21 protein-coding genes and 2 pseudogenes are annotated in these 25,170 nt (G+C 62.5%); 13 read left to right on the top strand and 10 right to left on the bottom strand.

The genetic code is table 11. From position 1 onward, the window contains the following. Nucleotides 1-107 precede the first annotated feature (107 nt). Both QSV46_RS21375 and QSV46_RS21380 read right to left on the bottom strand, forming a co-directional pair. Complete coding sequence (locus QSV46_RS21375; RefSeq protein ID WP_314955935.1) at nucleotides 108-374, bottom strand: Txe/YoeB family addiction module toxin; 267 nt, start codon at nucleotides 372-374, stop codon at nucleotides 108-110. A 4-nt stretch (nucleotides 375-378) separates the two neighbouring features. After that, nucleotides 379-645 (bottom strand): type II toxin-antitoxin system prevent-host-death family antitoxin, encoded by a 267-nt coding sequence (locus QSV46_RS21380; protein WP_314955938.1) that lies wholly within the window; start codon nucleotides 643-645, stop codon nucleotides 379-381. A 227-nt stretch (nucleotides 646-872) separates the two neighbouring features. Here QSV46_RS21380 and rpmG point away from each other — a divergent pair, with 227 nt between their 5' ends. Continuing rightward, nucleotides 873-1,040: a 50S ribosomal protein L33 gene (rpmG, locus tag QSV46_RS21385; RefSeq protein WP_007603295.1), complete on the top strand. Its 168-nt coding sequence runs from the start codon at nucleotides 873-875 to the stop codon at nucleotides 1,038-1,040. A 119-nt stretch (nucleotides 1,041-1,159) separates the two neighbouring features. Here rpmG and QSV46_RS21390 read toward each other — a convergent pair whose 3' ends face one another. After that, entirely contained in the window at nucleotides 1,160-3,010 is a 1,851-nt protein-coding gene (locus QSV46_RS21390; RefSeq protein WP_314956088.1) for a caspase family protein, read from the bottom strand. A 200-nt stretch (nucleotides 3,011-3,210) separates the two neighbouring features. Beyond that, nucleotides 3,211-4,125, bottom strand: coding sequence for a LysR family transcriptional regulator (locus tag QSV46_RS21395; protein WP_314956091.1), 915 nt, complete (start codon nucleotides 4,123-4,125; stop codon nucleotides 3,211-3,213). A gap of 320 nt (nucleotides 4,126-4,445) precedes the next feature. Between QSV46_RS21395 and QSV46_RS21400 the strand changes: the two genes are divergently transcribed. The 5 genes from QSV46_RS21400 to QSV46_RS21420 all read left to right on the top strand — a co-directional run bounded on the left by QSV46_RS21400 (nucleotide 4,446) and on the right by QSV46_RS21420 (nucleotide 13,850). Then, nucleotides 4,446-5,609, top strand: a complete 1,164-nt coding sequence (locus tag QSV46_RS21400) for a mandelate racemase/muconate lactonizing enzyme family protein (RefSeq protein WP_314956093.1) — start codon at nucleotides 4,446-4,448, stop codon at nucleotides 5,607-5,609. A gap of 645 nt (nucleotides 5,610-6,254) precedes the next feature. Next, nucleotides 6,255-8,078, top strand: a complete 1,824-nt coding sequence (locus QSV46_RS21405) for an adenylate/guanylate cyclase domain-containing protein (RefSeq protein ID WP_314956096.1) — start codon at nucleotides 6,255-6,257, stop codon at nucleotides 8,076-8,078. A 42-nt stretch (nucleotides 8,079-8,120) separates the two neighbouring features. Then, nucleotides 8,121-8,942 (top strand): phosphatase PAP2 family protein, encoded by an 822-nt coding sequence (locus QSV46_RS21410; RefSeq protein WP_314956099.1) that lies wholly within the window; start codon nucleotides 8,121-8,123, stop codon nucleotides 8,940-8,942. Continuing rightward, the gene (locus tag QSV46_RS21415; protein ID WP_314956102.1) at nucleotides 8,939-10,003 is read left to right on the top strand and encodes a G1 family glutamic endopeptidase; all 1,065 of its coding nucleotides are present in this window, start codon (nucleotides 8,939-8,941) and stop codon (nucleotides 10,001-10,003) included. The genes QSV46_RS21410 and QSV46_RS21415 overlap by 4 nt, the downstream gene beginning before the upstream one ends. A 436-nt stretch (nucleotides 10,004-10,439) precedes the next feature. After that, the gene (locus QSV46_RS21420) at nucleotides 10,440-13,850 is read left to right on the top strand and encodes an adenylate/guanylate cyclase domain-containing protein (RefSeq protein WP_314956104.1); all 3,411 of its coding nucleotides are present in this window, start codon (nucleotides 10,440-10,442) and stop codon (nucleotides 13,848-13,850) included. 288 nt (nucleotides 13,851-14,138) lie between these two features. Here the strand turns inward: QSV46_RS21420 and QSV46_RS21425 are convergent, their stop codons facing one another. After that, the gene (locus QSV46_RS21425; protein ID WP_314956107.1) at nucleotides 14,139-14,810 is read right to left on the bottom strand and encodes an alpha/beta hydrolase; all 672 of its coding nucleotides are present in this window, start codon (nucleotides 14,808-14,810) and stop codon (nucleotides 14,139-14,141) included. Nucleotides 14,811-14,862: 52 nt separating this feature from the next. Here QSV46_RS21425 and QSV46_RS21430 point away from each other — a divergent pair, with 52 nt between their 5' ends. Together QSV46_RS21430 and QSV46_RS21435 are read left to right on the top strand one after the other, a co-directional pair. Then, entirely contained in the window at nucleotides 14,863-15,459 is a 597-nt protein-coding gene (locus tag QSV46_RS21430; protein ID WP_314956109.1) for a phasin family protein, read from the top strand. Nucleotides 15,460-15,912: 453 nt separating this feature from the next. Beyond that, the gene (locus QSV46_RS21435) at nucleotides 15,913-17,658 is read left to right on the top strand and encodes an adenylate/guanylate cyclase domain-containing protein (protein WP_314956112.1); all 1,746 of its coding nucleotides are present in this window, start codon (nucleotides 15,913-15,915) and stop codon (nucleotides 17,656-17,658) included. Between the two features lie 176 nt (nucleotides 17,659-17,834). Here QSV46_RS21435 and QSV46_RS21440 read toward each other — a convergent pair. Both QSV46_RS21440 and QSV46_RS21445 read right to left on the bottom strand, forming a co-directional pair. Next, nucleotides 17,835-18,029: pseudogene (locus QSV46_RS21440) on the bottom strand (MFS transporter); the annotation flags it as partial. A gap of 149 nt (nucleotides 18,030-18,178) precedes the next feature. Beyond that, complete coding sequence (locus QSV46_RS21445) at nucleotides 18,179-18,355, bottom strand: hypothetical protein (RefSeq protein WP_314956114.1); 177 nt, start codon at nucleotides 18,353-18,355, stop codon at nucleotides 18,179-18,181. 32 nt (nucleotides 18,356-18,387) lie between these two features. On the opposite strand from QSV46_RS21445, the pseudogene QSV46_RS21450 reads away from it, so the two are divergent. Both QSV46_RS21450 and QSV46_RS21455 read left to right on the top strand, forming a co-directional pair. Next, a pseudogene (locus QSV46_RS21450) lies at nucleotides 18,388-18,483 on the top strand (F0F1 ATP synthase subunit A); the annotation flags it as partial. Nucleotides 18,484-18,697: 214 nt separating this feature from the next. Further along, complete coding sequence (locus tag QSV46_RS21455) at nucleotides 18,698-19,219, top strand: Spy/CpxP family protein refolding chaperone (protein ID WP_314956116.1); 522 nt, start codon at nucleotides 18,698-18,700, stop codon at nucleotides 19,217-19,219. Between the two features lie 158 nt (nucleotides 19,220-19,377). Here the strand turns inward: QSV46_RS21455 and QSV46_RS21460 are convergent, their stop codons facing one another. Then, nucleotides 19,378-20,616: an MFS transporter gene (locus QSV46_RS21460; RefSeq protein WP_314956119.1), complete on the bottom strand. Its 1,239-nt coding sequence runs from the start codon at nucleotides 20,614-20,616 to the stop codon at nucleotides 19,378-19,380. A 130-nt stretch (nucleotides 20,617-20,746) separates the two neighbouring features. Between QSV46_RS21460 and QSV46_RS21465 the strand changes: the two genes are divergently transcribed. Then, entirely contained in the window at nucleotides 20,747-21,349 is a 603-nt protein-coding gene (locus QSV46_RS21465) for a TetR/AcrR family transcriptional regulator (protein WP_314956122.1), read from the top strand. A gap of 200 nt (nucleotides 21,350-21,549) precedes the next feature. On the opposite strand, the gene QSV46_RS21470 is transcribed toward QSV46_RS21465, so the two are convergent. Together QSV46_RS21470 and QSV46_RS21475 are read right to left on the bottom strand one after the other, a co-directional pair. Beyond that, nucleotides 21,550-22,923 (bottom strand): PleD family two-component system response regulator, encoded by a 1,374-nt coding sequence (locus QSV46_RS21470; RefSeq protein ID WP_314956125.1) that lies wholly within the window; start codon nucleotides 22,921-22,923, stop codon nucleotides 21,550-21,552. A 14-nt stretch (nucleotides 22,924-22,937) separates the two neighbouring features. Then, complete coding sequence (locus QSV46_RS21475) at nucleotides 22,938-23,303, bottom strand: response regulator (RefSeq protein WP_007603272.1); 366 nt, start codon at nucleotides 23,301-23,303, stop codon at nucleotides 22,938-22,940. Between the two features lie 241 nt (nucleotides 23,304-23,544). Between QSV46_RS21475 and QSV46_RS21480 the strand changes: the two genes are divergently transcribed. Both QSV46_RS21480 and QSV46_RS21485 read left to right on the top strand, forming a co-directional pair. After that, nucleotides 23,545-23,856 (top strand): DUF3572 domain-containing protein, encoded by a 312-nt coding sequence (locus tag QSV46_RS21480; RefSeq protein ID WP_314956144.1) that lies wholly within the window; start codon nucleotides 23,545-23,547, stop codon nucleotides 23,854-23,856. Continuing rightward, nucleotides 23,853-25,142, top strand: coding sequence for a DNA polymerase IV (locus tag QSV46_RS21485; RefSeq protein WP_314956147.1), 1,290 nt, complete (start codon nucleotides 23,853-23,855; stop codon nucleotides 25,140-25,142). The genes QSV46_RS21480 and QSV46_RS21485 overlap by 4 nt, the downstream gene beginning before the upstream one ends. Nucleotides 25,143-25,170 lie beyond the last annotated feature (28 nt).

Raw genomic sequence — 25,170 nt, forward strand, 5'->3', positions numbered from 1 at the left:
CGACGCTTTCACACCCGAGGAATGCGCCAACTATCTCAAAAATTCAGGCTATCGAACTTAATGCCATCACGCTTTAACGCCCGAGATGACCGAACCACAAAGCGGTGTCAGTAGTGATATCGACATTGGGCGATGACGAGCTGCTGCCCGTCATCCCTGCCCTGAAGACGGTACCCCAGCCTGTGCTCGCCCGTAATGCGGCGAGACCACCAACCGCGCAGATCATGTTTAAGGGGCTCCGGTTTCCCGAGGCCCCTGAACGGATCTCTTTTGATGTCCTTGATGAGGTCGTTGATGGCAGCGAGGATTTTTTCGTCCTCCCTTTGCCAATGAAGATAGTCCTGCCAGGCAAGCTCGGTCCAGGCGATCAACATGCGCCTAGCCGGTTGAGGTGGGCTCGATCAATTCACGTTCGACCAGCTTACCCTCATCAGCTTCCTTGATGGAGCGCAGAAGACGCGCGGCGTTGGCCGGGCTCTTCAGTAGATGAACCGTCTCGATGAGGCCCTCGTACTCTTCCTCCGAGATCATCACCACGCTGCGGGCGTTCTGGCGCGTCACAACGAGCGGGGCGCGATCGTCGCAGACCTGGTCCATGTAGGCCGCGAGGTTGCTCCGTAGCTCCGTGTAAGAAACGTTTGCCATCAGTCAGCCTTCTGTACAGACAACCGTACATATCGTTGTACAGAGGCTCGTACAAGGGGTGACCGATAGTTCAGACGCCTGCTACGGCTGTTTTGTAGGCCGATCGGGCCGATTTGAGGCGCTTTTTGGCCCAAAAACCTTGACATCAGGCGGTTTCTGGCTAGGTTGCCGGCCAACGCGGGCCGTTTGGCCGGCTCCAGATTCCCTTCATTCCTGAGGTTCAGAACATGGCCAAAGCGGTCACCATCAAGGTCAAGCTCGTGTCCTCGGCCGACACCGGCTTCTACTACGTCGCCAAGAAGAATTCGCGCACCATGACCGACAAGCTGGTCAAGAAGAAGTACGATCCGGTGGCGCGCAAGCACGTCGAATTCCGCGAAGCCAAGATCAAGTAGGATCAGCGAAGCGTTGACGAGTTTTGCGGGGCCCTTTCGGGCCCCGTTTCATTTTGGCTCTCTCGTGCCCGGACCATCGGACTGATTGCCCGAAACACTGAACGGCTGTCGAGCCCAGACTAGCCACAAACCTCCATCACCCCCTTCGGCTTGCCATCGCCGGAGGGCAGACCGGAGCCGCTCGGAACCAGCTTGCAGCCGGGTCGCACGGGCCTGCACCCTGCTCCATTGCAAAACATCTGCCCGGTGGCCTGCGGCTTTGGCGGCGCGGACTCGACCTGCTTCCGCTGCTCGTCCCGCGTCTTCGATTCATCCCTTGTAGCAACGGGCTTCTTCTCTGGAATCTTCTCGCATTCGTTGTCGTCATTGACACGATAACCGGAGCGACAGGCAATTTTCACGCACGCATCGCCGTCGGCTTTGAAACCGCGATCGCACACGAGCGGGCAGACGCGACTTGGCTTCGCCTTGATTGAGTCAAGCGCATCGAAGCTCGCGAGCTTGGCATCGAACTTCGTGCCGGCGTACCTGTTGAACAAAGTCAGCGCGCGTTGCGACGACGCGTTCCAATCACCGTCGGCGGCCGATGCGAAGCATCCCACCCGACGCAGTTCTGATTGCAGCAATTTCGCCGTTTCCTGCGGAGAGAGACTCGGCTGTGATGCTGTCGGAGCGAGTGCCGCGATTTTCGGTTCGCTGTCCACCTGCGCCTTCCTTTCGGCCGCCTGCTTGGCGGCGAGCTCGGCAACTGCCTTGTCATTGGCGATCCTGTCGGCGAGCGCCTGTTCGGCGGCGAGCTTGTCAGCCAAGGCCTTGGCCACGGCGGTTTCGGCTTCCTTGCGCCGCTGCTCGGCGGCGGCTGCTTTCGCTTCCTCGACCTCCTTGGCTTTCTCTGCTTTAAGCCGGGCGTCCTCTGCGGCCTTGGCTGCAGCGGCGGCCCTGTCCTGTTCGGCCTTCTGGGCTCGCTCCATGACAAGACGGGTCTTTTCGTCCTCGGCCTGCCGAGCCTTGTCCGCAGCGTTGGCGCGGGCTTCCTCGGCCGCAATTCTGTTCAGCTGACCCTTGGCGAGGCTGGCGTAAAAGCCGTCCGGATATTGAGCGAGGAAAGCCGTCCAAATCTCTCGCGAGCCAAGCTGGAGCGCCAGCTCGTAGTCTCGGCGGACCGCATCCTGTGGGCTCGGCTGCGGTCCCGCCGTAATCGGCTTGGCTGGAACCAACGCGACATCGTCGCCGCCGAGCGATCCGTAGACATATGGCTCCTGCTTGTAGCCGGTATTCTTGAGGACATCGTCGCGGACGAACCCGAAGGCTTTGCGCAGATCGAGCCCCGGCGTCGGCAGCCGTTCGACAAGTGCTGCGGCAAACGGACTGTTCTTGGAGTCTCCGTCCGAGGCCGTCGAGCCAGCCTTCGCGGCGAACGCGATCATGGTGTTCGGGCTGGTCGGCTCGATCTTGGCGAGGCCGCGACCGATGGCGCGCGCCGCGACGGTGCGCCTCATCGTCTTGGCAAACGGATTGTCCCGGCAGGCGTCCAGGATGACAAGCCGAAGCCGCTTCGCAGGCTCAACAGCAAACAACGCACGATCAAGCGCCACGGTCTCATCGAGCACATCGCCGTCGGTTTCCAGCGTCGCATCGGTCGGAATGAGGTAATTGTTACCGTCCAGCTCGATGCCATGCCCGGCGTAATACACCACGGCAACTTCGGCATCCCGCGTCCTGTTCGCGAACTCGCGCAACGATTTGCGCATCTCGGCAGCGCTCACATCGAGCCTGATCTCGACATGATCGAATGCGGCCTTCTTGAACATGTCGCCGATCAGCGCCGCATCGTTCACTGGATTAGCTAGCCGGGGCACACTCTTGTAGGCGGAATTGCCGATGATGAGCGCAACACGACGTTCGGCGTGCGCCGATCCGCAGGTCAGCCAAATGACAAAGAACAATGAAACCCAGCGAAAAGCGCCCATCATAGCCCCAAACAACATGTGCGCAGCCTATGCGGAGCCTGCCGAAAGGCAAGTTCCGGCTCTGTGACGTTGATCACATGACGATCTACTTCGGGTCGTATTCGCCAGCGACGATCAAGCCAGCGATTTCCGCTTCAAGCCCACGTCCGCTATGCGAGCAGACGACAAGTTGAAGCCGGCCTCTCATCGGCAGATGCCCTTCAACCCTCGGTTGCTCCGCTCGAAACGCCAACCTTTGCAGCTTCAAATGCCGACCACAGAGCTTCGACTTCTTGTCGCTGTCGTGCTGCCGGGCGGAACAGCCGTATCTCGATCGGGACCGAGGACCTGGCGTCCCCGGCCTCGACGAGCGAACCCGCCGCGATGTCGTCTTCCGCCAGCGTTCGAGGAAGCCAGGCGACACCGTCTCCGGACCTGACCATCGAGAGCAGCGTCGCGGCGAGATGCGACGTGAAGATCTTCTTCAGATCCCTCTTCGCCAGTTGGCTCGCGACGATGCGGCCCAGCCCCGACTGCTGGCTGTAGGCCAGGTAGGGCACGGTCTCGTCGTTTTGCAGCGACCAGCGCGGCTTGCGGCCGGCGGCGGCGACGCTGAGGGGAACGAGCGTGTCGGTGCCCACGACGATGCTCTTGAACTGCCTGGTGTCGAGCCGGCTCCCCATGCTGCGATGGTAGTGGCACAACAGGAACGACACGTCGCCCCGGAGCATCATCCGCTCGCACGCCGACATGCTGTCCGAGATGAGATTGAGATTGCCCAAGGCGAGAATTTTCTCGCTGCTCCGGACCCACTTCGGAAAAAACGTGAACGACAGCACGTGCGTTGCCGCGATCGACAGCGGCCCCGCCCCCCGTCCGGCCACGTCAAGGGTTTCGCGGCGCAACTGATGCAGCGCCCGGATCAGAATTTCCGCCTGGGTATGGAAATGCTCGCCGGCGCGCGTGAGCGCCACACTGTGTGTCGTTCGAACGAACAGCGGCGCCCCCACCCATTCCTCCAATGCCCGGATCCGCCGGCTGAAGGCCGGCTGGGTGACGTGACGGGCCTCGGCCGCCTTGGAGAAGTTCAAGGTCTCGGAAAGAGCCAGATAATCCTCGAGCCAGATCAGATCCATCGGTAATGCATAAACGGCATAACTAATCTCGGCAACAGCATTGGCATTCTCTCCGGCCGAAGCCTACGGATCGTTGCAAGCTACAAAACACCACAGCCGCGCAGAAGTCGTTCCAGAGACCGGAGCGGCCCTTCCCAAACAGCGACAGAGGTCCGCTAGGGCCACATGCTGCTGTCGCCAATTGGTGTCGGTACCGGTCGTTGTCGGCATAGCCAAGATGGGCGCCACCCAAAAGATGTCGGCCGGATCGGCGTCAAGTCGCTGATCTACTTCGAGGTCGTCTGGACCGAAGACATCGACAAATACAGAAGGAAAACGCCATGCGTATCGTAGACGTCGTCGAGACGACCAAGCCAATCTCGTCACCGATCCGGAATGCCTATATCGACTTTTCGAAGATGACGGCGAGCCTTGTCGCCGTCGTGACCGACGTCGTCCGCGACGGTCGGCGGGTGGTCGGCTACGGCTTCAATTCGAACGGCCGCTACGGTCAGGGCGGGCTGATCCGCGAGCGCTTTCGCGACCGCATCCTCGAAGCCGAACCCGCGAGCCTGCTGAACGACGACGGCAGCAATCTCGATCCGCACCGCATCTGGACGAAGATGATGTCGAACGAGAAGCCCGGCGGTCACGGCGAGCGCTCGGTCGCCGTCGGAACGCTCGACATGGCGATCTGGGATGCGACCGCAAAGATCGCCGGCAAGCCCCTGTTCCGCCTGCTCGCGGACATGAAGGGCAAGGAGGCCAACCCGCGGGTCTTCGTCTATGCCGCCGGCGGCTACTATTATCCCGGCAAGGACAACTCCGCGCTGCAGGCGGAAATGCGGAGCTACCTGAACCGCGGCTACAACGTCGTGAAGATGAAGATCGGCGGCGCGCCGATCGACGAGGACCGCGGCCGCATCGAGGCCGTGCTCAGGGAGATCGGGTCGCAGGCCAGGCTCGCCGTCGATGCCAACGGTCGCTTCGATCTCGAGACCGGCATCGCCTACGCCAAGATGCTGCGCGAGTATCCGCTGTTCTGGTATGAGGAGATCGGCGATCCGCTCGACTACGCCCTCCAGGCCGCCATCGCGGAATTCTATCCCGGCCCGATGGCCACCGGCGAGAACCTGTTCTCGCACCAGGACGCCCGCAACCTGCTCCGCTACGGCGGCATGCGTCCGGACCGCGACTGGCTGCAGTTCGACTGTGCTTTGTCCTATGGTCTGGTCGAATATCTCCGGACACTGGACGTTCTGGCTCAACACGGCTGGTCACCGTCGCGATGCATCCCGCACGGCGGTCACCAGATGTCGTTGAACATCGCCGCTGGCCTCGGGCTCGGCGGCAACGAGAGCTACCCCGACCTGTTCCAGCCCTACGGAGGATTCCCGGATTCGGTCCGGGTTGAAGACGGCCACATCGTGATGCCGGACATTCCGGGCATCGGCTTCGAGGGCAAGTCGGATCTGATCAAGGTCATGCGCGAACTGGCCGAATAGGCCGGTCGGTTCAGGCGGAAAGCGCCATCGAGAGCGACTGCGCATCCAACGGAAAGTGTTCGTTGCGGGTCGCTTTGACGCGGCCCTTTGTGTCCCGGACGCGCTGCAGCGTGCAACGCTGCTGCGGCAGAGCCGGGACCGCCGTGGCCAGCTTGCATGGGCCTATTCGCGTGACCATCACGAAGCAGACCTCGCGGCGCTCCACCTCCGCGACATGTCGGTCGGCCGGAGCGCGACCAAAGCTCTGATCAGCTTGGCTCTTCCGTTACGAGGCGGCATGAAATCATCTTGCAGGCAGCGTCTTTAGAATTGCGTGCTGAGCGGACGCTGACTTTTGCGTTCCACCTCGACATCTCTGTTTTGACTTCAAGAATTCAACCCGCAAGATGCCCGTTGAGCTGCTCTCAGACACATCGAGAGCCGAGATCGCCCCGAAGCAGCAATCGCCATAGGCCGGTGCGGTTTTCGCCGTAAACTCGGGACCTGCCCCTGACCGTTGTTCACGGACTAGTTGCGAAAACGAAGTTTGATCTGGTTGCGCGAGACAACCGCGGCTTGTGAAACCCGGAAAAACAGGCTTAGCTAAGGGAATACTGGCAACAGCAGCACGGACCCACGCATCAGAGTGACCACGGATACAAGACTATGGCCTCCCCCCGTGAACCCGGTGCCAGCCCAAGACCCGACCCGCTTGTAGGGCCGGACACCTGGCGGGAGATTGTTCCTGGTCAGCGCAAGCTGGTGGCCGTGCTCGCGGCCGACATCGTGGGTTACAGCCGACTAATGGAAGCGGACGAGGAAGATACCCACAAGCGGGTCCTCTTGCTGCGCGCAACGATTATCGACCCGGCGATTGCGAAGTACAGGGGGCAGGTGATCAAGAACACCGGAGACGGTTTTCTTGCCGTATTTGACAGTGCAAATGACGCCTCTCAATGTGCGCTTGCAATTCAGCACGGCGCCAATGAAATGTCGGCGGAAGAACCGGAACATCGGTTCATAAGTCTCCGGATGGGGATCAACGTTGCCGATGCGATCTTTGAACGGGAAGACATTTATGGCGATGGCGTGAACATCGCCGCTCGGCTTCAGACCTACTCCGAGCCCGGCGGCATCGTCGTCTCAGGTGCTGTCGCGGATCAGATCAGTGAGCAGGCCGGCGTCTCCGTCGTCGACTTCGGCGAGCTGCATCTGCGGAATCTGTCGCGCCCCGTCAGAGCGTTCGGGCTGCGCATCGAGCGTTCACCGCATCCGGTGGCAGATAGCCCAATCAGAGCGCAGGGACGGCCATCCATCGTCGTTCTCCCATTTCGCAATCTTGCCAGTCAGGATGATGCCTATTTCGCCGAGGGGATTGTCGACGAAATCATTCACGCGCTCTCCGCGCTGAAGGAGCTGTTCGTGATATCGCGCGGGTCGACGCTGGGTTATAGCAGCGAGATCATCGATGTCCGCGCCATCGGTCGCGAACTCGGCGTGCGCTATGTGCTCTACGGCAGCGTACGCCGCTCCGGCGGGCGGCTGCGTATCAATACCGAGCTCAATGACACCGAGTCGGGCAACATCATCTACTCCGATCGTCATGAAGGCGAGCTCAGCGAGCTGTTTGCACTGCAGGAGCAAATCTCGACGCGAGTGGTCACGACGATCGCGCCACATGTTCGCGAGTGGGAGCGTGCACGGGCCCTGCGCAAGCATCCGCAAAATTTGACGGCCTACGATCTGGTTCTCCAGGCGCTGAGCTATCTGTACCGAATGGACTACGACTCGTTCTCGCGGGCACGCGGATTGCTGCAGCAGGCCATCACGCATGATCCCAGCTATGCGCCGGCCTATTCATACCTCGCATACTGGTACATGTTCAGGGTTGGCCAGGGCTGGTCCACCGACGCCGCTGCCGATAGCATCGAGGCGTCGCGCAACGCGTCCAAGGCAATCGAGCGCGATGGCAACGATGCGCTCGCTCTGGCAATCGACGGTCACGTGCATTCGTTTATGTTCAAGGATTTCGAGACAGCGTCCCGCCTGTTGGACCGGGCGATCACGGTCGGTCCCAATTCGGCCATGGCATGGACGATGAGCAGTGCGACCTGCGGCTATCTCGGCGAAGGCCCAACCGCGGTCTTGCGCGCTGAACACGGCCTGCGCTTGTCGCCGCTGGATTCACACGTGTTCTGGCACGAGCACCTGCTTTCCCAGGCGCACTACATCAACGGCAATTTCGATGAAGCGGCTGCCTGGGGTTGGCGAGCGGCGAAGCATAATGAGCGTTTCACCTCGAATTTCCGCATCCTCGCAGCCAGCCTGGTGGCGATCGGAAAGTTTGTAGACGCACGCCAGATCGCGCAACGCCATATGCTGATTGATCCGAATTTCCATTTACAGGCCTGGGCGGACCGCACGCCGCTCAACGCGGCCACCCGCGACAATCTTCGACAACGACTCAAGGCGGCAGGATTTCCAGATTGAGTTTTTAGCAAGAGATAGGCGGCAAATCATTGGGAGGCTGCGATGGCAGGCAACGCCGGGAATGCGGGAAACGCAGGTAACGCTGGGAATGCGGGAAACGTCGGCAACGCAGGCGCGGGCAGCGGCGGTTGGATCTTTCCGGATCGCGTGGACCTGCCGTTCATTACGGAAACGGGCGTCAGCACCAACCGCACCACCGTCACCGAGTTCCCGGACCGGAGCTGGACCCCGGACTGGTTCGCCTGGCGGCTGCTGGCCGAATTCGCCATTAACGGCGGGTGGAGCACGATCACGGTTGCCCAACCAGACTATGCGAGCGCCGGAGCTGAGATCGACGAGCTCGTGACTATGGCCAAAGACGAGCGGACGGACGCGCTCGGCGAGATTTTTGCGCAGAGCGACGAGTTTCTGAGCTACTTTATGGCGCTTCTCAACGTCACGCCAAACTCGCATCCAAACACCTGTCGCGTGATGACGACGGCAAGCCTGATCGCGCTCCAGGTCGCGATGCATTGGAAAGCCTACTACAAGCGGCCACGACCATCGCAAATCTGCCCCGCGCTGTTGCCGCCGATCCAGGTTCCCGGCCACGCTTCCTATCCCAGCGGGCACGCGACCCAGGCACATTTGGTCGCGCTCTGCCTGAAGTTGGTGATACCAGCGTCGGTGCAGCCGATCGCAACAGATCTCACCGTCCTTGCCAATCGGATCGCGCGAAACCGGCAGATCGCCGGTCTCCACTACCAGAATGACACGGACGCCGGCGTTCAATTGGCCCGCGACGTCTACAATATTTTGATCAACCACACCTCGGTGCCGAGTTTTGATGGTTTGGTCACAGCTGCTCAGGGGGAGTGGCCATGAGCGCGCGCGCGAGTGGTGTCGAGCAACGCAGGCTTCCTACGCGGGACGAACTGAACGCGGGTCTGCGTCGGCAGATATTGCTGCCACCGCCACCGCCGCCCAAGGACTTCGACGCGCTGAATGCCGATGCGCGGGAGCTCGAATTCTACCGGCTTCCGCCCAAGCCGCCGCTGCGCGCGGGACCAAAGGCCGAGGCGTTATGGGCCAGATTTCTTTCCAAGCCTCTCGAAGTTCTGCCTCTGATCTACCCGGGCTCCGCGACCGACTTTCGTGTCAACCGCGGCCGTTTGGGCTCGGGCTATCCCAGTCGTCACGAAACCAGCTTCAATTGGTCGGGCGCGTGTATTGCGGCTACGGAGGGCACCCAGTTCACACAGGTGTGGGGGGCCTGGGAGGTACCCAAGCCAACCGCTCCCTCACCTGCGCCGGGCGATTATCGCTGTTCGACCTGGATCGGGATCGATGGTCATCGGCGCTTCGACAATTCGCTGCCGCAGATCGGGACGACGCAAAAGATCGTGGTTGCCAATGACGGCAGCGTTGGCCCGCCTTCCGTGGAAGCGTGGGTTCAGTGGTGGTTTCGCGGTGACCGCGATACTGGCCCGTGGATTCTCCCCAACTTTCCAGTGCAACCGGGGGACTTCGTCAGATGTGTTCTGACCGTTATATCGCAAGACCATGTCCATTTTTTCATCAAGAATGAAACGCAAGGCGGAAAGTCGCTTCCGGTCGATCTCCTTGCGCCGACGATTCCGATCCCCTACCCGATTGGACTTCCGATCGAATTCCCGGCGCGAGGCCGTACGGCAGAGTGGGTCACGGAGCGACCAACCATCTTGCATTCTACCGACCTTTATCGCTCGCCCGATTATGGCATGACAACGTTCGTCGACTGCTTCGCACTCGCCGGCACGGGCGGAATCGGCTATCAGCCTCAAGATCTGGAGAATGCCAGACTGATCAAGATGATCGAGATCCGCGACAATCCGCATCGGATCGCGCCACTGTCAAAACCGGAAAAACTGGACCAGCATACCCTACGAACCAGGTTCGTGAGCTGAACACGATCTTTCCGGCACGTCACTTGCCACGAAACTTGACAGGAAGCCGGCTTAAGCGGCGCTAGACGCCAAGCTGGTCGACGTCCGGTTGCCCCGACAGCCGAGGCAGATGTTTCCTCGGTCTCGATGAGCATTACCCTCGCGAAAGAACGATATCGAAACTAAGCACGCGATGGGGCTCTTGATCCCGCGCCGGCATCGTGCCGCCCATCTTTTCCTCCGAGGCGCATACGTCGTCACCAATCTCCTCGAGCGTAAGGGGATCATCCGCTGTGCGCGACAGCTGACATCACAGCGGCCGAGGCGCTCTTCGGCTTAGGGCCGACAGCTGCCCTTCCTCCGCACTCAACTCGTGACGTTTCACCGCGCCCTGCGCACGTCATTTTGGGATAGACTGGAACACCTTAGCGCTGAAGACGAGAGCCGGGAGGAGCCCATGGATATCGGGGCCTGGCTGTGTGATCTGGGGCTGGGACAGTACGAGCAGGCGTTCCGGGAGAACGACATTGATGCCGAGGTCCTCATGGACCTCACGGCCGAGGATCTGATCGGGCTTGGAGTCGTCTCGATCGGCCATCGCCGCAAGCTGCTCGCCGCCATTGCTGCACTGCGCGCCGGCTCAATGTCGCCTACCACCCTCATTACGGCCGTACCTGCCGTCACCACCGGAATCGCTTCGCTGGCGCCCGAAGCCGAGCGCCGCCAACTCACCGTGATGTTTATTGACCTGGTCGACTCGACCGCGCTCGCGGCACGGCTCGATCCGGAGGAAATGGCCGAAGTCCTGCGGATCTATCAGAACGCAGTGGCGGGCGCGATCGGAAGGTTCGAAGGGCACGTGGCGAAGTACATGGGGGATGGCGTGCTCGCCTATTTCGGTTATCCGCGCGCCCATGAGGATGAGGCCGAACGCGCCGTGCGGGCCGGCCTCGCCGCAGTCGCGGCGGTGCACAGGCTGAGATCGGGGCATGGCGAGACGCTGGCGGCCCGTGTCGGCATCGCGACCGGCCCCGTCGTTGTCGGTGAGTTGATCGGCGAAGGCGCGGCGCGCGAGGAGACGGTGGTCGGCGATACGCCGAACCTCGCGGCGCGCCTGCAAACCCTGGCCGAGCCCGACGCCGTGGTGATCTCCGCCCGCACCCGAGAGCTGATTGGCGGGCTGTTCGAGCTCGCCGAGCTCGGCCTGCAGATCTTAAAGGGATTTCCCGTTCCGGTACGGGCGTGGCGTGTGGTCGGCGAAGGCGCCGCCGAGAGCCGGTTCGAGGCGTTGCACGGCGCAGGCCTGACACCGCTTGTCGGTCGCGAGCATGAGATCGGCCTGCTGCTTGAGCAGTGGGAGCGCGCCAAGGAGAGTGAGGGTCAGGTGGTGCTGCTGGGGGGCGAGCCTGGCATCGGCAAGTCGCGCCTCCTACGGGCGCTGCGCGGGCGACTTGAAGATGAGCCGCATACTGTCCTGAGCCACTACTGCTCGCCGCACCATCAGACCAGCCCGCTATATCCGGTGATTGGCTTGCTGGAGCGCGCGGCGGGTTTCGCCGACGACGATTCCGCCGCAACGAGGCTCGACAAGCTCGAGGCGCTGCTTGCGCTCTCGAGCGATGATGTCACCGCGGCGGCCCCGCTGCTCGCGGCATTGCTGTCGCTCGAGACGGATGCGCGCTACCCGTCGCTCGACATGAGCCCGCATCGGCAGAAGGAGCGGACACTCGAGGTCCTGGTCGATCAAGTCCTGGGCCTTGCAACGCGCCGGCCCGTCCTCGCCCTGTACGAGGACGTGCACTGGGCCGATCCGACCTCGCTCGAGCTGCTCGATCTCCTGATCGACCGGGTGCAAGGCGCTCCCGTGCTCGTCCTCATCACCTTCCGGCCCGAGTTCGCGCCGTCCTGGACGCGCTATGCCCATGTCACCGCGCTGAGCCTCAGTCGGTTGAGCCGCCGGCAGGGGGCAGCCATGGTCGCGCGGCTGAGCGGCGGCAAAGCGCTCCCTGCCGCGGTGCTCGACCAGATCGTCGCCAAGACGGACGGCGTGCCGCTGTTCGTCGAGGAGCTGACGCGGGCCGTGCTGGAGACCAATCTGCTCCGGGATGAGGGCGACCACTACGCGCTCGCCGGACCGCTGCCGCCCATGGCGATCCCGGCCACGCTGCAGGAGTCGCTGCTGGCCCGGCTCGACCGGCTGGCCCCAGCCCGAGAGGTCGCCCAGATCGCGGCCGCGATTGGCCGGGAATTCTCTCATGAACTGCTCGCGAGGACGGCGGCGCTGCCGGAGAGCGAACTGCACGCGGCGTTGGACGACCTCGTCGATTCGGGTCTGGTATTCCGGCGTGGGACGCCACCTCAGGCGACCTACAGCTTCAAGCATGCGCTCGTGCAGGACGCCGCCTATGCGACCCTGGTGCGCGTGAAGCGGCAGCGCTTGCACGCCCGGATCGCCGCCGCGCTCGAGCAGAATTTTCCGGAGACAGTGCAGGCACAGCCCGAGCTTCTGGCCCACCACTACACGGAGGCAGGACTGGCCGAACCGGCGATCGACCATTGGCTGAGGGCGGGACAAGCAGAGATCGCGCGGTCGGCCACAGCAGAGGCGATCACGCAATTGACCAAAGGGCTCGACTTGATTCCTGCTCTCCCCGACGACGCCCCACGATGGCGGCGGGAACTCGAGCTGCAAATCGCGCTCGGCGTCGCCCTGATGGCCGCAAAGGGCTGGGCCGCACCGGAAGTCGGGCGGGCCAACGCACGGGCCCGCGACTTGTGCGAGCGCGTCGGCGAGACGTCGCGGCTCTTTCCTGTTCTCTATGGGAAGTGGGTTTTTCACGTCGTAAGGGCGGAGCTCGAGGCCGGTCGAACTGCAGGCGAGGATTTGCTCCGCCGCGCCCAGGCACAGAACGATGCTGCCGCCGAAACCATCGGCAATCGAATCGTCGGAACCGCTGAATTGCTTCGCGGCGAGTTAACGGCTGCGCGCGCCCATTTGGAGCGGACGCTCGCCCTCTACGATCCGACCGCCCATGGATCGCTTGCCTTCCTGTTCGCGCAGGATCCCAGTGTGGCGGGACTTTCCGTTCTATCCTGGGGACTGTTCGCCCTCGGCTATCCTGAACAGGCCCAGGCGAGGAGCGAAGAGGCATTGAGCGGCGCGAAGGAGTTGTCCCACCGCAACACCCTCGGCTATGCCCTACTGTACGGCTGCATCCTGTCGCAGCTTCGCCAGAACCACGACGAAGCGGGCGATCGGGCGGATGCGCTGATCGCACTGGCAGCCGAGCAGGACTCCCCACACTTCCTCGGAGCCGGCATCATCATTCGCGGTTGGATGCTGGGCGAGGCTGGAGATTTTCGGACCGGTATCGCGCAAATCCGGGACGGACTTTCGATGTGGCAGGCCACCGGAGCGGGCTTCCTGGTGCCCTATTTCCGAAGTCTGTTTGCTGAGGTCCACGGCCGGTCCGGTGCAGTGAACGAGGGCTTGGATATTGTTACCGAGGCGCTGCACCGAGTGGAAGAAACCGGCGAGCGATGGTTCGAGGCCGAGCTGCGCCGGATGGCGGGCGAGCTGATGCTACGGCTGCCTAACGCCGATGCGAGCGCCGCGGAAGCACGCTTAAGCCATGCGGTGGCAACCGCGCGCCAGCAGGGCGCCAAGCTCTGGGAGTTGCGCGCAGCGACACGCCTTGCACGATTGTGGAGAGAACAGGATCGGTGTGCCGAGGCACGAGACCTACTCACACCGCTTTATCGTCAGTTCACCGAGGGTTTTGCGACACCGGATCTACAGGCTGCCAGGGCAATACTTCGCAAGATCACCGCCCGCTCCGAGCCGACGACGGATCCCAAAGACCAGTAGTGATGCCGCATACACTGGCAAGCGCTTGGCCAATTCGACGTCGGTCGGAATCTCGTCTGTATGGACGCGCCGCCTGACTGCACGCAAGAGCTCTCCTCGGTGGTGTCAGCCTGACCGGACTTCGGCCCATTCACGCCAGATGCGTGCCGCTTCTTTGAAATACTGCCCTCGCCCGCCTCGTGGTCGATTGAAATCGTCAGACACTCTTGCGCGTCCGGAAAGGAAGCGGTCGAATGCCCGCCATGGGCTCAGAAGCGGACGTGGACGTTAGCGGACATGCTCTGCCCACTAATTCTGGGCGGGTTCGGGCCAACAGGCGCGACAGTGTAACTGACCAAGTCGCCCAGGACCGGTATGGCTGGACCTGACATCACCCACACGTCCAATCGGGAAGTAGTACCCGGACGCGAGCACAAGACCCCGGATCGGATAATCCTTCCGTACGCCGAGAGCGGTAGCGACAAAGGCGCCCCAAGAATGGCCCGGCACTACGGGATCATGGATGCCGAGTTGATTGAATGCATTCACCAGCAGAGCTGCTTGAGCTGCTGCGGTCCATATTCGGAGCCGCGGCCGCTGACTATAGCCAAAGCCCGAGCGGTCGAAGCACACCACGCGATTTTTGCGGGCAAGAAGATCGACCAGGCCACTCATTGTGAAGTCCTGGATCAGGGATCCGTTACCATGGAGCAGCACAACGCAAGGAGCCGCGGGATCGCTCCGATCGACATATTGGAGTACTACGCCGTCGCATTCAAGGAACTTGCCAATTGGTGGATTCCTCAACTCGGCGGATCGAGGGGTACAAACACGAGACCCGCAGTGCCGAGCAGATGAGCCAATCCATGAATAATTGGAAGTTGAAGTGCTCGTTCCTGCGCGCAATGCGGAGAATTGATTAAAATTCGCTCGCGCCGGAACGGTCGAAAAATGCCCACGTTTGCTCGCGTAGGATCGCATCTGTGACAGAGCATCGGATGCGACCTCACCAACAATAACGATGGAGCAACAAATGGCCAATCCACGCCAGGAGGAAAAGTCTAACCAAAGCCCTGAGGACACAATCCGCCGCGCCGCCGAAAGGACCGCTGAGCAGACCAGACGGATCGGCTTAGCTACTGCTGAGGCCGGCGAGGAGGTGGCGCAAGCTAGCAGCCATCTCCTGCAACAAAATGCCGAGATACTGCAAAACACCTGGCGCTTCGGCGTCGACATGGCCACCGCGATGATGGGCCGCTCGACTGATCAGCTTGGTCGCACGTTCGGTTTGACGGGCAATGAATCGCAGCGGGCAACAGAACGCTCGGTCCGCAACGCCGAAGCAATCATGTACTCTACAACCGCAGTCGCCAAAGGAATGAACGGCGTGTCACGCGAGTACTTCGATTTCGTCCGACAGCAGATCGAGAGGACCATGGACCGCATGAATGAACTCTGGCGCTGCCGAACTCCCCACGATTTGGCGGCTGTGCAGACTGATCTGATGCGCGACACGATCAGCAGCGCCTTGGATACCAGCCGCCGGATGGCGGACATGTCTCTGAAGGTGGCTGACGATGCCGGAAACCACATAACCCAGAGTATCGAACGCATGCGGCACGCTGCCTAGCGCGCTGGCATATTCATGGCGCGCGTGCGCGGCTGGACCTCAGCCGCTCACGTGCCTGCTGAACAAGTGAGCGCCGCCAGGGCCTGCATTGCTCAAGCTGCGCGCGGCGAGAACCGCGACAATTGGGACCGGTACGGCGGCTCTCCAGATAGTCATTCCGCAAGTTTGCATTGAGCTACGAATTTGAAGTGCGCGGCCGCCCAAGTCCTTCTCGCTTGGCAGACCAGCCGCTCGCCTTTTCCCATCTGTTCGGGAGTCAGAAGGCGACATTGGCGGCCCGCATTGGATCTCTATTCAGGCGCCCCCCCGTCAGCACAGTTGACGTTTCAACTTGGCGCATGACCCAAACCGACAAAGCGCTTTGGCGCTGCGCTCTGATCCGTCGTAGAGTATGGGGGGTTGGTGGGCCTGGTGCGGGCCATGATGCAAGAGCGGGGCCGAGTGGAGCGTAGATTGTCAGCGATTTTGGCCGCCGACGTGGCTGGCTATTCTCGGCTCATGCACAATGACGAAGAGGCGACACATGCCAAGCTGACGGCACTCCTCGTCGGAGGTGTCGAGCCCGCAATTGCGCAGCACGGCGGCCGCATCGTGAAGACCACCGGCGACGGGTTTTTGGCTGAGTTTCCAAGTGCGGTCGAAGCGGTGCGGGCTGCCATGCAGTTCCAGTCCCGCATCAACGAACTTGCCTGCGACGACGCGGAAGACAGGCGCATTCTCTTCCGTGTGGGGCTCAATATCGGCGATATCATGGTCGAAGCCCATGACATCTTTGGAGACGGCGTCAACATTGCAGCCCGGCTCGAGAGTATCGCCGAACCCGGCGGCATCTGTATCTCTCAGACTGTGTTCAACCACGCGCGCGACAAGGTGCCGTTCGACGTTGAGGAAGCGGGTGAGCAAACGCTGAAGAACATCGCCCGGCCTGTCCACGTTTACCGCATTATCGTCGACCCGGGCCCGCGGACTGCGACGCCCAAACGCGAAATTCCGGCGCTCGCGTTGCCTGACAAGCCGTCTGTCGCCGTGCTGCCGCTGACCAATATGAGCGGCGATCCTGAGCAGGAATTCGTCTCCGACGGTATAGCCGAAGATGTGATCACTGCGCTATCGCGCTATCCCTCATTGTTCGTCATCGCGCGGAACTCGTCGTTCACTTACAAAGGGCGAGCGGTTGATGTGAGACAGGTCGGGCGCGAGCTCGGCGTCCGCTACGTGCTTGAAGGTAGCGTGCGCAAGGCCGGCAGCCGGATCCGCGTGACCGCGCAGCTCATAGAGGCGGCGACAAGCAATCATGTGTGGGCCGAACGCTACGACCGCGATCTCGCGGATGTTTTCGCCGTGCAGGATGAGCTTACCCAAGCGCTGACGACCGCGCTTGCCCCCGCTATTGCAGACGCCGAGCTCCGACGCGCCATGCGCAGGCCGCCGGGCAGCCTTGATGCATGGGCAGCCTATCAGCGTGGCCTGTGGCATCTGAGCAAAGCGACCGCAGAGGACGATGAGAGCGCAGAGAAATTCTTCAGACAGGCGATCGATCTCGACCTGACCTTCAGCGGGAGCTACAGCGCGCTCGCTCTGTACCAGTTGCAAGCGGCCGCGCTCTACCAGAAGATTGGCCTGCGAGACGCGCAACGCTCGGCGGAGGCCTTGGCCCGCCAGGCGGTCGCGCTCGATGGTGCTGATGCCGAAGCCCGCTCGTGCCTTGGCTGGGCCTTGCAAGCACGCGGCGAAGCTCACGATGCGTTGGCTGAGATCGAGCGAGCTCTCACTATGAGTCCAAATCTGGCGATCGCGCATGGCCATCGAGGCGCGACGCTGATCTTTGCCGGACGGCCTAAGGAGGGGGTCACGTCTCTCAACATGTGTATCAGGCTCGATCCCCGCGACCCCTATCTGGCAGTCCGCTTGTTGCACATTGCGTGCGGTTTATATTTTTGCGGCGAATACGAGGCTTCGATCGAGGCCGCAAGACGCCTAATCCGGTCGTATCCCAATTTTCCGATGATCTACCGCTGGTCCGCAGCGGCGCTGGGTCAGCTTGGCCGCACAGCGGAAGCGAAGGAAGAACTGGAAAAGGCCGTCTCGCGCGCACCGGGGGCATTAGATATGTATGTCCGCAACAGAGCTCCGTGGTTTCGGCCAGAAGATCACGCTCACCTCATTGAAGGCTTGCGTAAGGCGGGGTGGAAGGGGTGAGGCGACATGGTACGGCCGGTCCATTCGGCGTTAGCTTAGAGCGGCCTGTTCTACGCTCCCCCCGACCCCGCCTTGGATTTGGAACGTCTGCCCTGAGTGATAAGCTGCCCAACACAACCAAGCACCGGCGTCCGCTATACGCCCCCAAGCCGACGCAAGCGGCCGCGCCCCTTCGCCTACGCCGTCCGTAACACCGGCGCCAGCGGCTGCGACGGCCGGATCAGCGCGAACGCCACCTGGATGATGCCGCCGGCAAGGCCCAGCGCCGGGCCGATGCGCCAGGCAATGGTGTAGGAGCCGAGTGCGTCGTAGATCACTCCCCCTCCATAGGCGCCGAGGAAGCTGCCGACCTGATGGCTCACGAAGGCGAGTTCCCAGAGTTGTCGCGTGCGTTATGCGCGCAGCAAACGACGTCGAAGCCGAATGGCTCCATGTCAGCCTTGGCGCCAATAGCGGTCACGCCCAGCTGATCCGCTCCTTATCCAAGGGCCAATCGTGCACCGAGCGACGACAGTATTGTTCAGCCGCGCTTACCCTGTTGTCGTTCTAGACGCAGCCTCTGCGCTCTCATGCGCTTTATCTCTTCATTGAGGGCCTCTGTCTTTTCATCGAGCCGTGAGTTCTTTGATTTCGGCTGGTCGCTCTCTCGTATCTTTTCGAGCGCTTTCTCAACCGAAAGCTTGCTCGTATCGGCCATGATGACCTCCTTTGGAAGCAGACTACTACCCCGTTGCGATAACCGCACTTGAGCTGCTGGTCGCGCTCCTACGGGCCTACGTATTTGCGATCTGCATCTATCTCAACGACGCCCTCCATGGGGGACATGGCGCCAAGCGCCTTCGGGGCACCAACGACTTCAGCCTGGCGTCGTTCGCGTCGGTTTGAGCGTTTGCCGACGACTTCGGTCTATTGCAAACAATAGACATTCTTGGTGTCTGTTGCGACTAGCGGCGCTGGTTCCTTGATTTAAATCAACGAGACCTCGCGTGCGTCACCATTATGCCGTGTGCCTGGGGGCAACTCACCCAGGAGATCGCCGATGTTGAAAATAGTAGTTGCCGGAACAACCGCACTCTTCCTTACGGCATCCTCGATTGCCAACGCGCAAACCTCGCAAACCTCTTCTGCGACTCCGGAACGGTTAAATGCAGCGGACCGGAATACGCTGACCGACATGAGGATTGATCTGGTAAAGGCCGCGTTGCAGCTGACACCTGACCAGGAAAAATACTGGCCGGCTGTAGAGAGCGCCATTCGCGCCAAGGCGGAGGATCGGAAAGCCCGTCTTGCAAAAATCGGAGAAACTGTGGGTAAACGGGCCGACGAAAGCCGCGTCGAAGTCCTGCGCAATCGCGACCCCATCACCTTTTTGCAACGACGCTCGGAAGCATTGGCTCAACGATCAGCTGATTTGGATAAACTCGCCGAGGCGTGGCAGCCACTCTACAAAACGTTTGGTCCCGAACAGAGGCAGCGCATGGCGGCCATCGCGATCTTGGTACTCCACGACATGAGTGATGCCGTAGATCGGCGCCGTGCACAGTCCGAGGACGAGGATTGAGGCAAAGTAATTCGATTCGTACCGCATGATGGTCGGAGCATCACGCGGCTGACTGTATGCCTGGGCAATGTCTAGGGGTCCACATGCCGCCGATGACGCAATGCCGTGTGACTTCCGCTTAGGCTCCGAAAGCCGACGCTTATGAGAACACGCCCCGGTTACGCCGTGCGCAACACCGGCGCCGGCGGCTGCGACGGACGGATCAGCGCGAACGCCACCTGCACGATGCCGCCAGCGAGACCCAGCGCCACGCCGATACGCCAGGCCATGGTGTAGGAGCCGAGCGCGTCGTACAGCACCCCTCCCCCATAGGCGCCGAGGAAGCTGCCGACCTGATGGCTCATGAAGGCGAGGCCCTGAATCATCGCCTGCCAGCGCAGACCGAACATCTCGGCGACGGCGCCCGCGACCAGCGGACCGACGCCCATCCAGAGGAAGCCCATGATGGCGCCGAACAGCAGCGTCGAGAACGGTGTCGCCGGCAGCATGAAATACCAGGCCAGTGCGAGCGAGCGGAAGATGTAGATTGCCCCTAACAGCGCCAGCTTGTTCCAGCGCTGACCGGCCCAGCCGAAGAACAGCGAACCCAGCACGTTGAAGCCGCCGATCATGCCGAGCGTCTGTGCGCTCAGCATCGGATCGAGACCGCAGATGGCGAGATAGGACGGCAGATGCGTGGTGAGGAATACGAGCTGCATGCCGCAGACGAGATAGGCGCAGGTCATCACGACGAAGGACGCGTTGCCGAACGCGGTGCGCGCCGCGATCATCGCCGTGGCATCGACGATGTCGTCGGCCGCGGGCTTCGGCAGCGGGATCCTGTCGACGCGGCCGGCGTACCAGGCCGCGGGGATCATCAGCACAGACATCACCACGAAGCCGGCGAGCCCGACGCGCCAGCCAAATCCTTCGTTGAGCATCTGCCCGATCGGCGCCGACAGCAGCGCGCCGAGCGAGCCCGCGCCGGAGACGATGCCGAGCACGGTAGAGCGCACCGTTTCCGGCACCGCGCGCGCCGCCACCGACATCGCGATCGCCGCCGCGGTGCAGGCCAGCGACGTCCCGATCAGCACGCCGGCGCCGATCATGATGGCGACGAGACCGTTCGCGGTCGCCATCAGCACCAGGCCGACGATGTACATCAGCGATCCCACGATCATGATCGGGCGGAAGCCATAGCGCACCGTCATCGCGCCGGCGAGCGGCTGGAGAAAGCCCCAGGCGAGGTTCTGCACCGCCAGCGCCAGCGTGAAATCCGAGATCGAGATGTGAATGTCATGGGTCAACGGCTGCATGAAAATGCCGAGGCTCTGCCGCAGCCCCATGCTCAGCGTCAGCATGATCGAGGCGCCGATCAGGATGGGCAATGTCGGACGCAGGACCTGCAACAGGGGCATTTTTCTTCTCCCTCGGGGGTGCGGCACGCGCGCCGGCGTCTGCAATTTGGGTTGATTTTGGTTACACAGACCTGTGTACTTAGGCTATGAAAGGTGCAAGCTGTCAAGCGAACAGGACGCATCCCGCTGCATGGCTCCCCCGACCACCCCACAGACGATGAAAGAGCGGATCCTTAAGACCGCCGACAAGCTGTTCTACCTGCAAGGCATTCGCGCCATCGGCGTCGACACCATCGCGGCCGAGATCGGCATCTCCAAGCGCACGCTTTACAACCACTTCCCCTCCAAGAACGCGCTGATCGCGGCCTATCTTGAACGCCGCTTCGTGCAGCCTCGTCCCTCTGGCAGACCCCCGGCCGAGCAAATCCTTGCGACCTTCGATTCGCTCGAGCGGCGCTTTGCCGCAAAAGACTTTCGCGGCTGCCCGTTCGTGAACGCGGTCGCTGAGCTCGGCCCCGCGGACCGCGCCGTGAAGAAGATCGCCATCGCCTTCAAGGAAAGCCGCCGCCTCTGGTTCCGCGACCGCCTGAACGAGCTCGGTGTTGCGGACGCGGAAGCGCTGGCGACGCAGTTGGTGCTATTGGTCGACGGCTCGATCGCGCAGGACCTCGTGCGCGACGACCCGGCGATGGCGCGTGCGGCGAAGCAAGCGGCGACGGTGCTGCTGCGGAATGCCGGGGTGGATGTGGGTGGTGAGGTGAAGCCGGTGAAAGGCAAGCGCGCGCCGCAATAACGACTGTCGTCCCGGACAAGCGCAGCGACAGCGTTTACTCACATGCCGCTCGACCTTACCAACATGCTCCTGTTTTGCCCGACGAGTCAAACAGGCTTGCAACCCGCGCGAGCGGTTTTTGCCGCCTGCGTAAGCCATTGGTCCCGTTAGCGCCGGCTACTGTGCATGGGTTGTTTTCGCATTTTTTGTTGCAGGCGGCCTCACGCCGCGTGCGAGACCACCCGGTTGCGCCCGTCATGCTTGGCGCGATAGAGCGCGGTGTCGGCGCGCTTGAGGACGTCGGCGACCGCCTCGCCCTTCTGCTCCAGCGTGGTCAGGCCGATCGAGATCGTGACCTCGATGCGCTTGGTGCCCTTGTGCACGGCGAACGGTTCGCCCGCGATCGAGCGGCGCAGGCGTTCGGCGACCATGCCGGCAACGTGGAGATCGGTCTCCGGCATTACGATGACGAACTCCTCGCCGCCGTAGCGGCAGGCGAGATCGATACCGCGGATCGACTTGCGCACGCGCACCGCGAATTCGCGCAGCACGTCGTCGCCGGCGTCGTGTCCGTAATTGTCGTTGATCGACTTGAAATAGTCGATGTCGAGGATCATGAGCGCGAGCGGCTTGCCGCGGGTCGCGGCCTGCTCGGCGAGCGTCGCCAGATGGCTCTCCATGTAGCGGCGATTGTGCAGGCCGGTGAGCGCGTCGGTGATCGCCATCTCGATCGAGTTCTGCACGTTGTCGCGCAGATGGTCCGTGTAGCGGCGGCGGCGGATCTGGGTGCGGGCGCGCGCCAGCAGCTCGGTCTTGTCGATGGGGCGGAGCAGATAATCGTTGACGCCGATCTCGAGCCCACGCAGCAGCCGCGTCGAATTCTCGGGGTCGGCGATCGCCAGGATCGGCACGTGGCGCGTACGCTCCAGCGAGCGCGCCTGACTGCAGAGCCGCAGGCCGTCGAAATTGTTGAGGTCGAGCGAGACGATCAGGAGGTCGTAATTGCCCTCGGCGGCGTGGAACAACGCTTCCGTCGGGTTCGGCTCGACGTCGATGGTGTGCTCGGCGGCGAGGATCGTCGCCAGCCGCTCATAGGAGGACTCGCGATCGTCGACCAGCAGGACGCGGCCGCCCTTGCCGGTGTCGGAGACGGCGCTGCGCTCGGGCGCCTGCATGCCGATCTCGAGCGAGGTGATGGCGCGCATGCGCAGCTCATCGGTCATCATCTTCAGCCGCGTCAGCGAGCGCACGCGCGCGATCAGCACGATGTCGGAGACGGGTTTGGTGAGAAAATCGTCGGCGCCGGCTTCCAGCCCGCGGTTGCGGTCGGCCGGGCTGTCGAGCGCCGTGACCATCACGACCGGGATGTGGTGGGTGGTCGGATCGCTCTTCAGGCGGCGGCAGACTTCGAAGCCGTCCATGTCGGGCATCATCACGTCGAGCAGGATGATGTCGCATTCGGCGCGGGCGCAGATCGCGAGCGCCTCGGTGCCGTTCGAGGCGGTCATCACGTCGAAATATTCGGCGGACAGACGGGCCTCTAGCAGCTTGACGTTGGCAGGGACGTCATCGACAACGAGGATACGCGCGGACACTGTGAACTCACTTCCTATCCGATAAAACGTCGGACCGTCTCAATGAATTTGCCGACCGAGATCGGCTTGGACAAATAGGCCTCGCAGCCGCCCTCGCGGATGCGCTCTTCGTCGCCCTTCATCGCGAACGCCGTGACCGCGACGACCGGTATGGAGCGCAGCTCCGGATCGTCCTTGATCCAGCGCGTCACCTCGAGCCCTGAGACCTGCGGCAACTGGATATCCATCAGCACCAGGTCAGGGCGCATCTTGCGAACGAGATCGAGCGCCTCATATCCGTTGCTGGTGCCCGTAGTCTGGTAGCCGTGCGCCTCCAACAGGTCGCGGAAGAGCTTCATGTTGAGCTCGTTGTCTTCCACGATCAGGACGGTCTTAGCCATCCCGTCCTCCTGATTGGTCCGCGGACCGATACATGTGACGCCTCAGGCGCCGCTCACCGGCGCTTCGAAAACTGGATTCAAACTAGCCTCGAATTCGCTTGAGTTTCGTTAAACCCGAGGGGCGACTTTCTGCGATGTGGTTTCCAGTTGCTTGTCGGGGGTCGCAAGACTCAAGGCGGAGACTCGGGCATGATGGTTTCAAAGTAGACACCGAAAGTTAACGGAAAGGCAAACCGGCTCCGTGAAAAAGCCTGTTCACAACCCCCGCGAAGTCGCTGAAATCGTTGCGATTCAGGCGCTGTCTTTCGTCGCGAGCGAGCCGGAGCGGCTGGGCCTGTTCCTGGCTGAGACAGGCGTCGGTCCCGAGACCCTGCGCGATGCCGCCTCGGACCCGAATTTCCTCCTCAGCGTGCTCGATTTCCTGATGCGCGATGACTCCACCGTGAAGGCCTTTGCCAGCACCGCGGAGCTGCATCCGACTAACGTCGCTGCGGCGCGGCAGGTCCTGGGCGACGCGCTCGGCGACCGCTCCTGGGAGCGTGACGTGCCGTGACCCCCTCCGATCCGGCCGGGCCCCGCTGCTTCTGCCGGGATTGTCTGGCCGATCAGGATCGGGGCGTGCGGCGCTGTGTGGCTTGCGGTTCCCCTCGCCTCGTCCGCCATCAGGCGCTCGCGAGCCTGACCATCGCCCATATCGACTGTGACGCCTTCTATGCGACCGTCGAGAAGCGCGACAACCCCGAGATCGCCGACAGGCCGGTCATCATCGGCGGCGGCAAGCGCGGCGTGGTGTCGGCCGCCTGCTACATCGCACGCACCTACGGGGTGCGCTCGGCCATGCCCATGTTCAAGGCCCTGGAGGCCTGCCCGCATGCGACCGTGATCCCGCCCGACATGGCCAAATACGTCCGCGTCGGCCGCGAGGTGCGGCAGGCGATGCAGGCGCTGACGCCGCTGGTCGAGCCGCTCTCGATCGACGAGGCCTTCCTCGATCTCTCCGGCACCGAGCGCGTGCACGGCATGATCCCCGCCAAGGTGCTGGCGCGCTTTGCCCGCGACGTCGAGCGCGACATCGGCATCTCCGTCTCGGTCGGCCTGTCCTGCAACAAGTTCCTGGCCAAGATCGCCTCCGACCTTGACAAGCCGCGCGGGTTTGCCGCGATCGACCAGAAGGAAGCGCGCACGATGCTGGCCGACAAACCGGTCGGGTTCATCTTCGGCGTCGGGCCGGCCACGCAGGAGCGCCTCGTGCAGCGCGGCTTCCGCATGATCTCCGACCTCCAGAAGGCCGACGAGATCGAGATGATGCGGCAGTTTCCAAGCGAGGGCCGGAGGCTGTGGCGGCTCGCGCGCGGCATCGACGACCGCCGCGTCGAGCCCGACCGCGGCGCCAAGACGATTTCCAGCGAGACCACCTTCGAGACCGATATCCGCGATTTCGCGACACTGGAGAAGATTTTGTGGCGGCTGTGCGAGAAGACGTCGTCGCGGCTCAAGAGCAGCGAGCTCGCCGGCTCGACCGTCACGCTGAAGCTGAAGACCGCCGATTTCCGCCAGCGCACCCGCTCGCGATCGATCGCCGCCCCGACCCAGCTCGCCGCCAAGATCTTCTCGATCTGCCGCGAGATGCTGGCCAAGGAGATCGACGGCACCGCCTTCCGCCTGATGGGCGCCGGCGTCAGCGCGCTGCGCGACGGTTCGCCCGCCGACGACACCGACATGCTCGACCGCCGCGCCGCGCATGCCGAACGCGCGGTGGACAGCCTGCGCAAGAAGTTCGGCAACGCCGCAGTGATCCGCGGGATTGCTTACGAAGGGCCGGAGAAGGCGCAGGAGTGATGAGTGGGCCGTAGCCGGAGCAGCGTCG

It is taken from the genome of Bradyrhizobium cosmicum, assembly GCF_032290525.1.
GTDB classification, from domain to species: domain Bacteria; phylum Pseudomonadota; class Alphaproteobacteria; order Rhizobiales; family Xanthobacteraceae; genus Bradyrhizobium; species Bradyrhizobium cosmicum_A.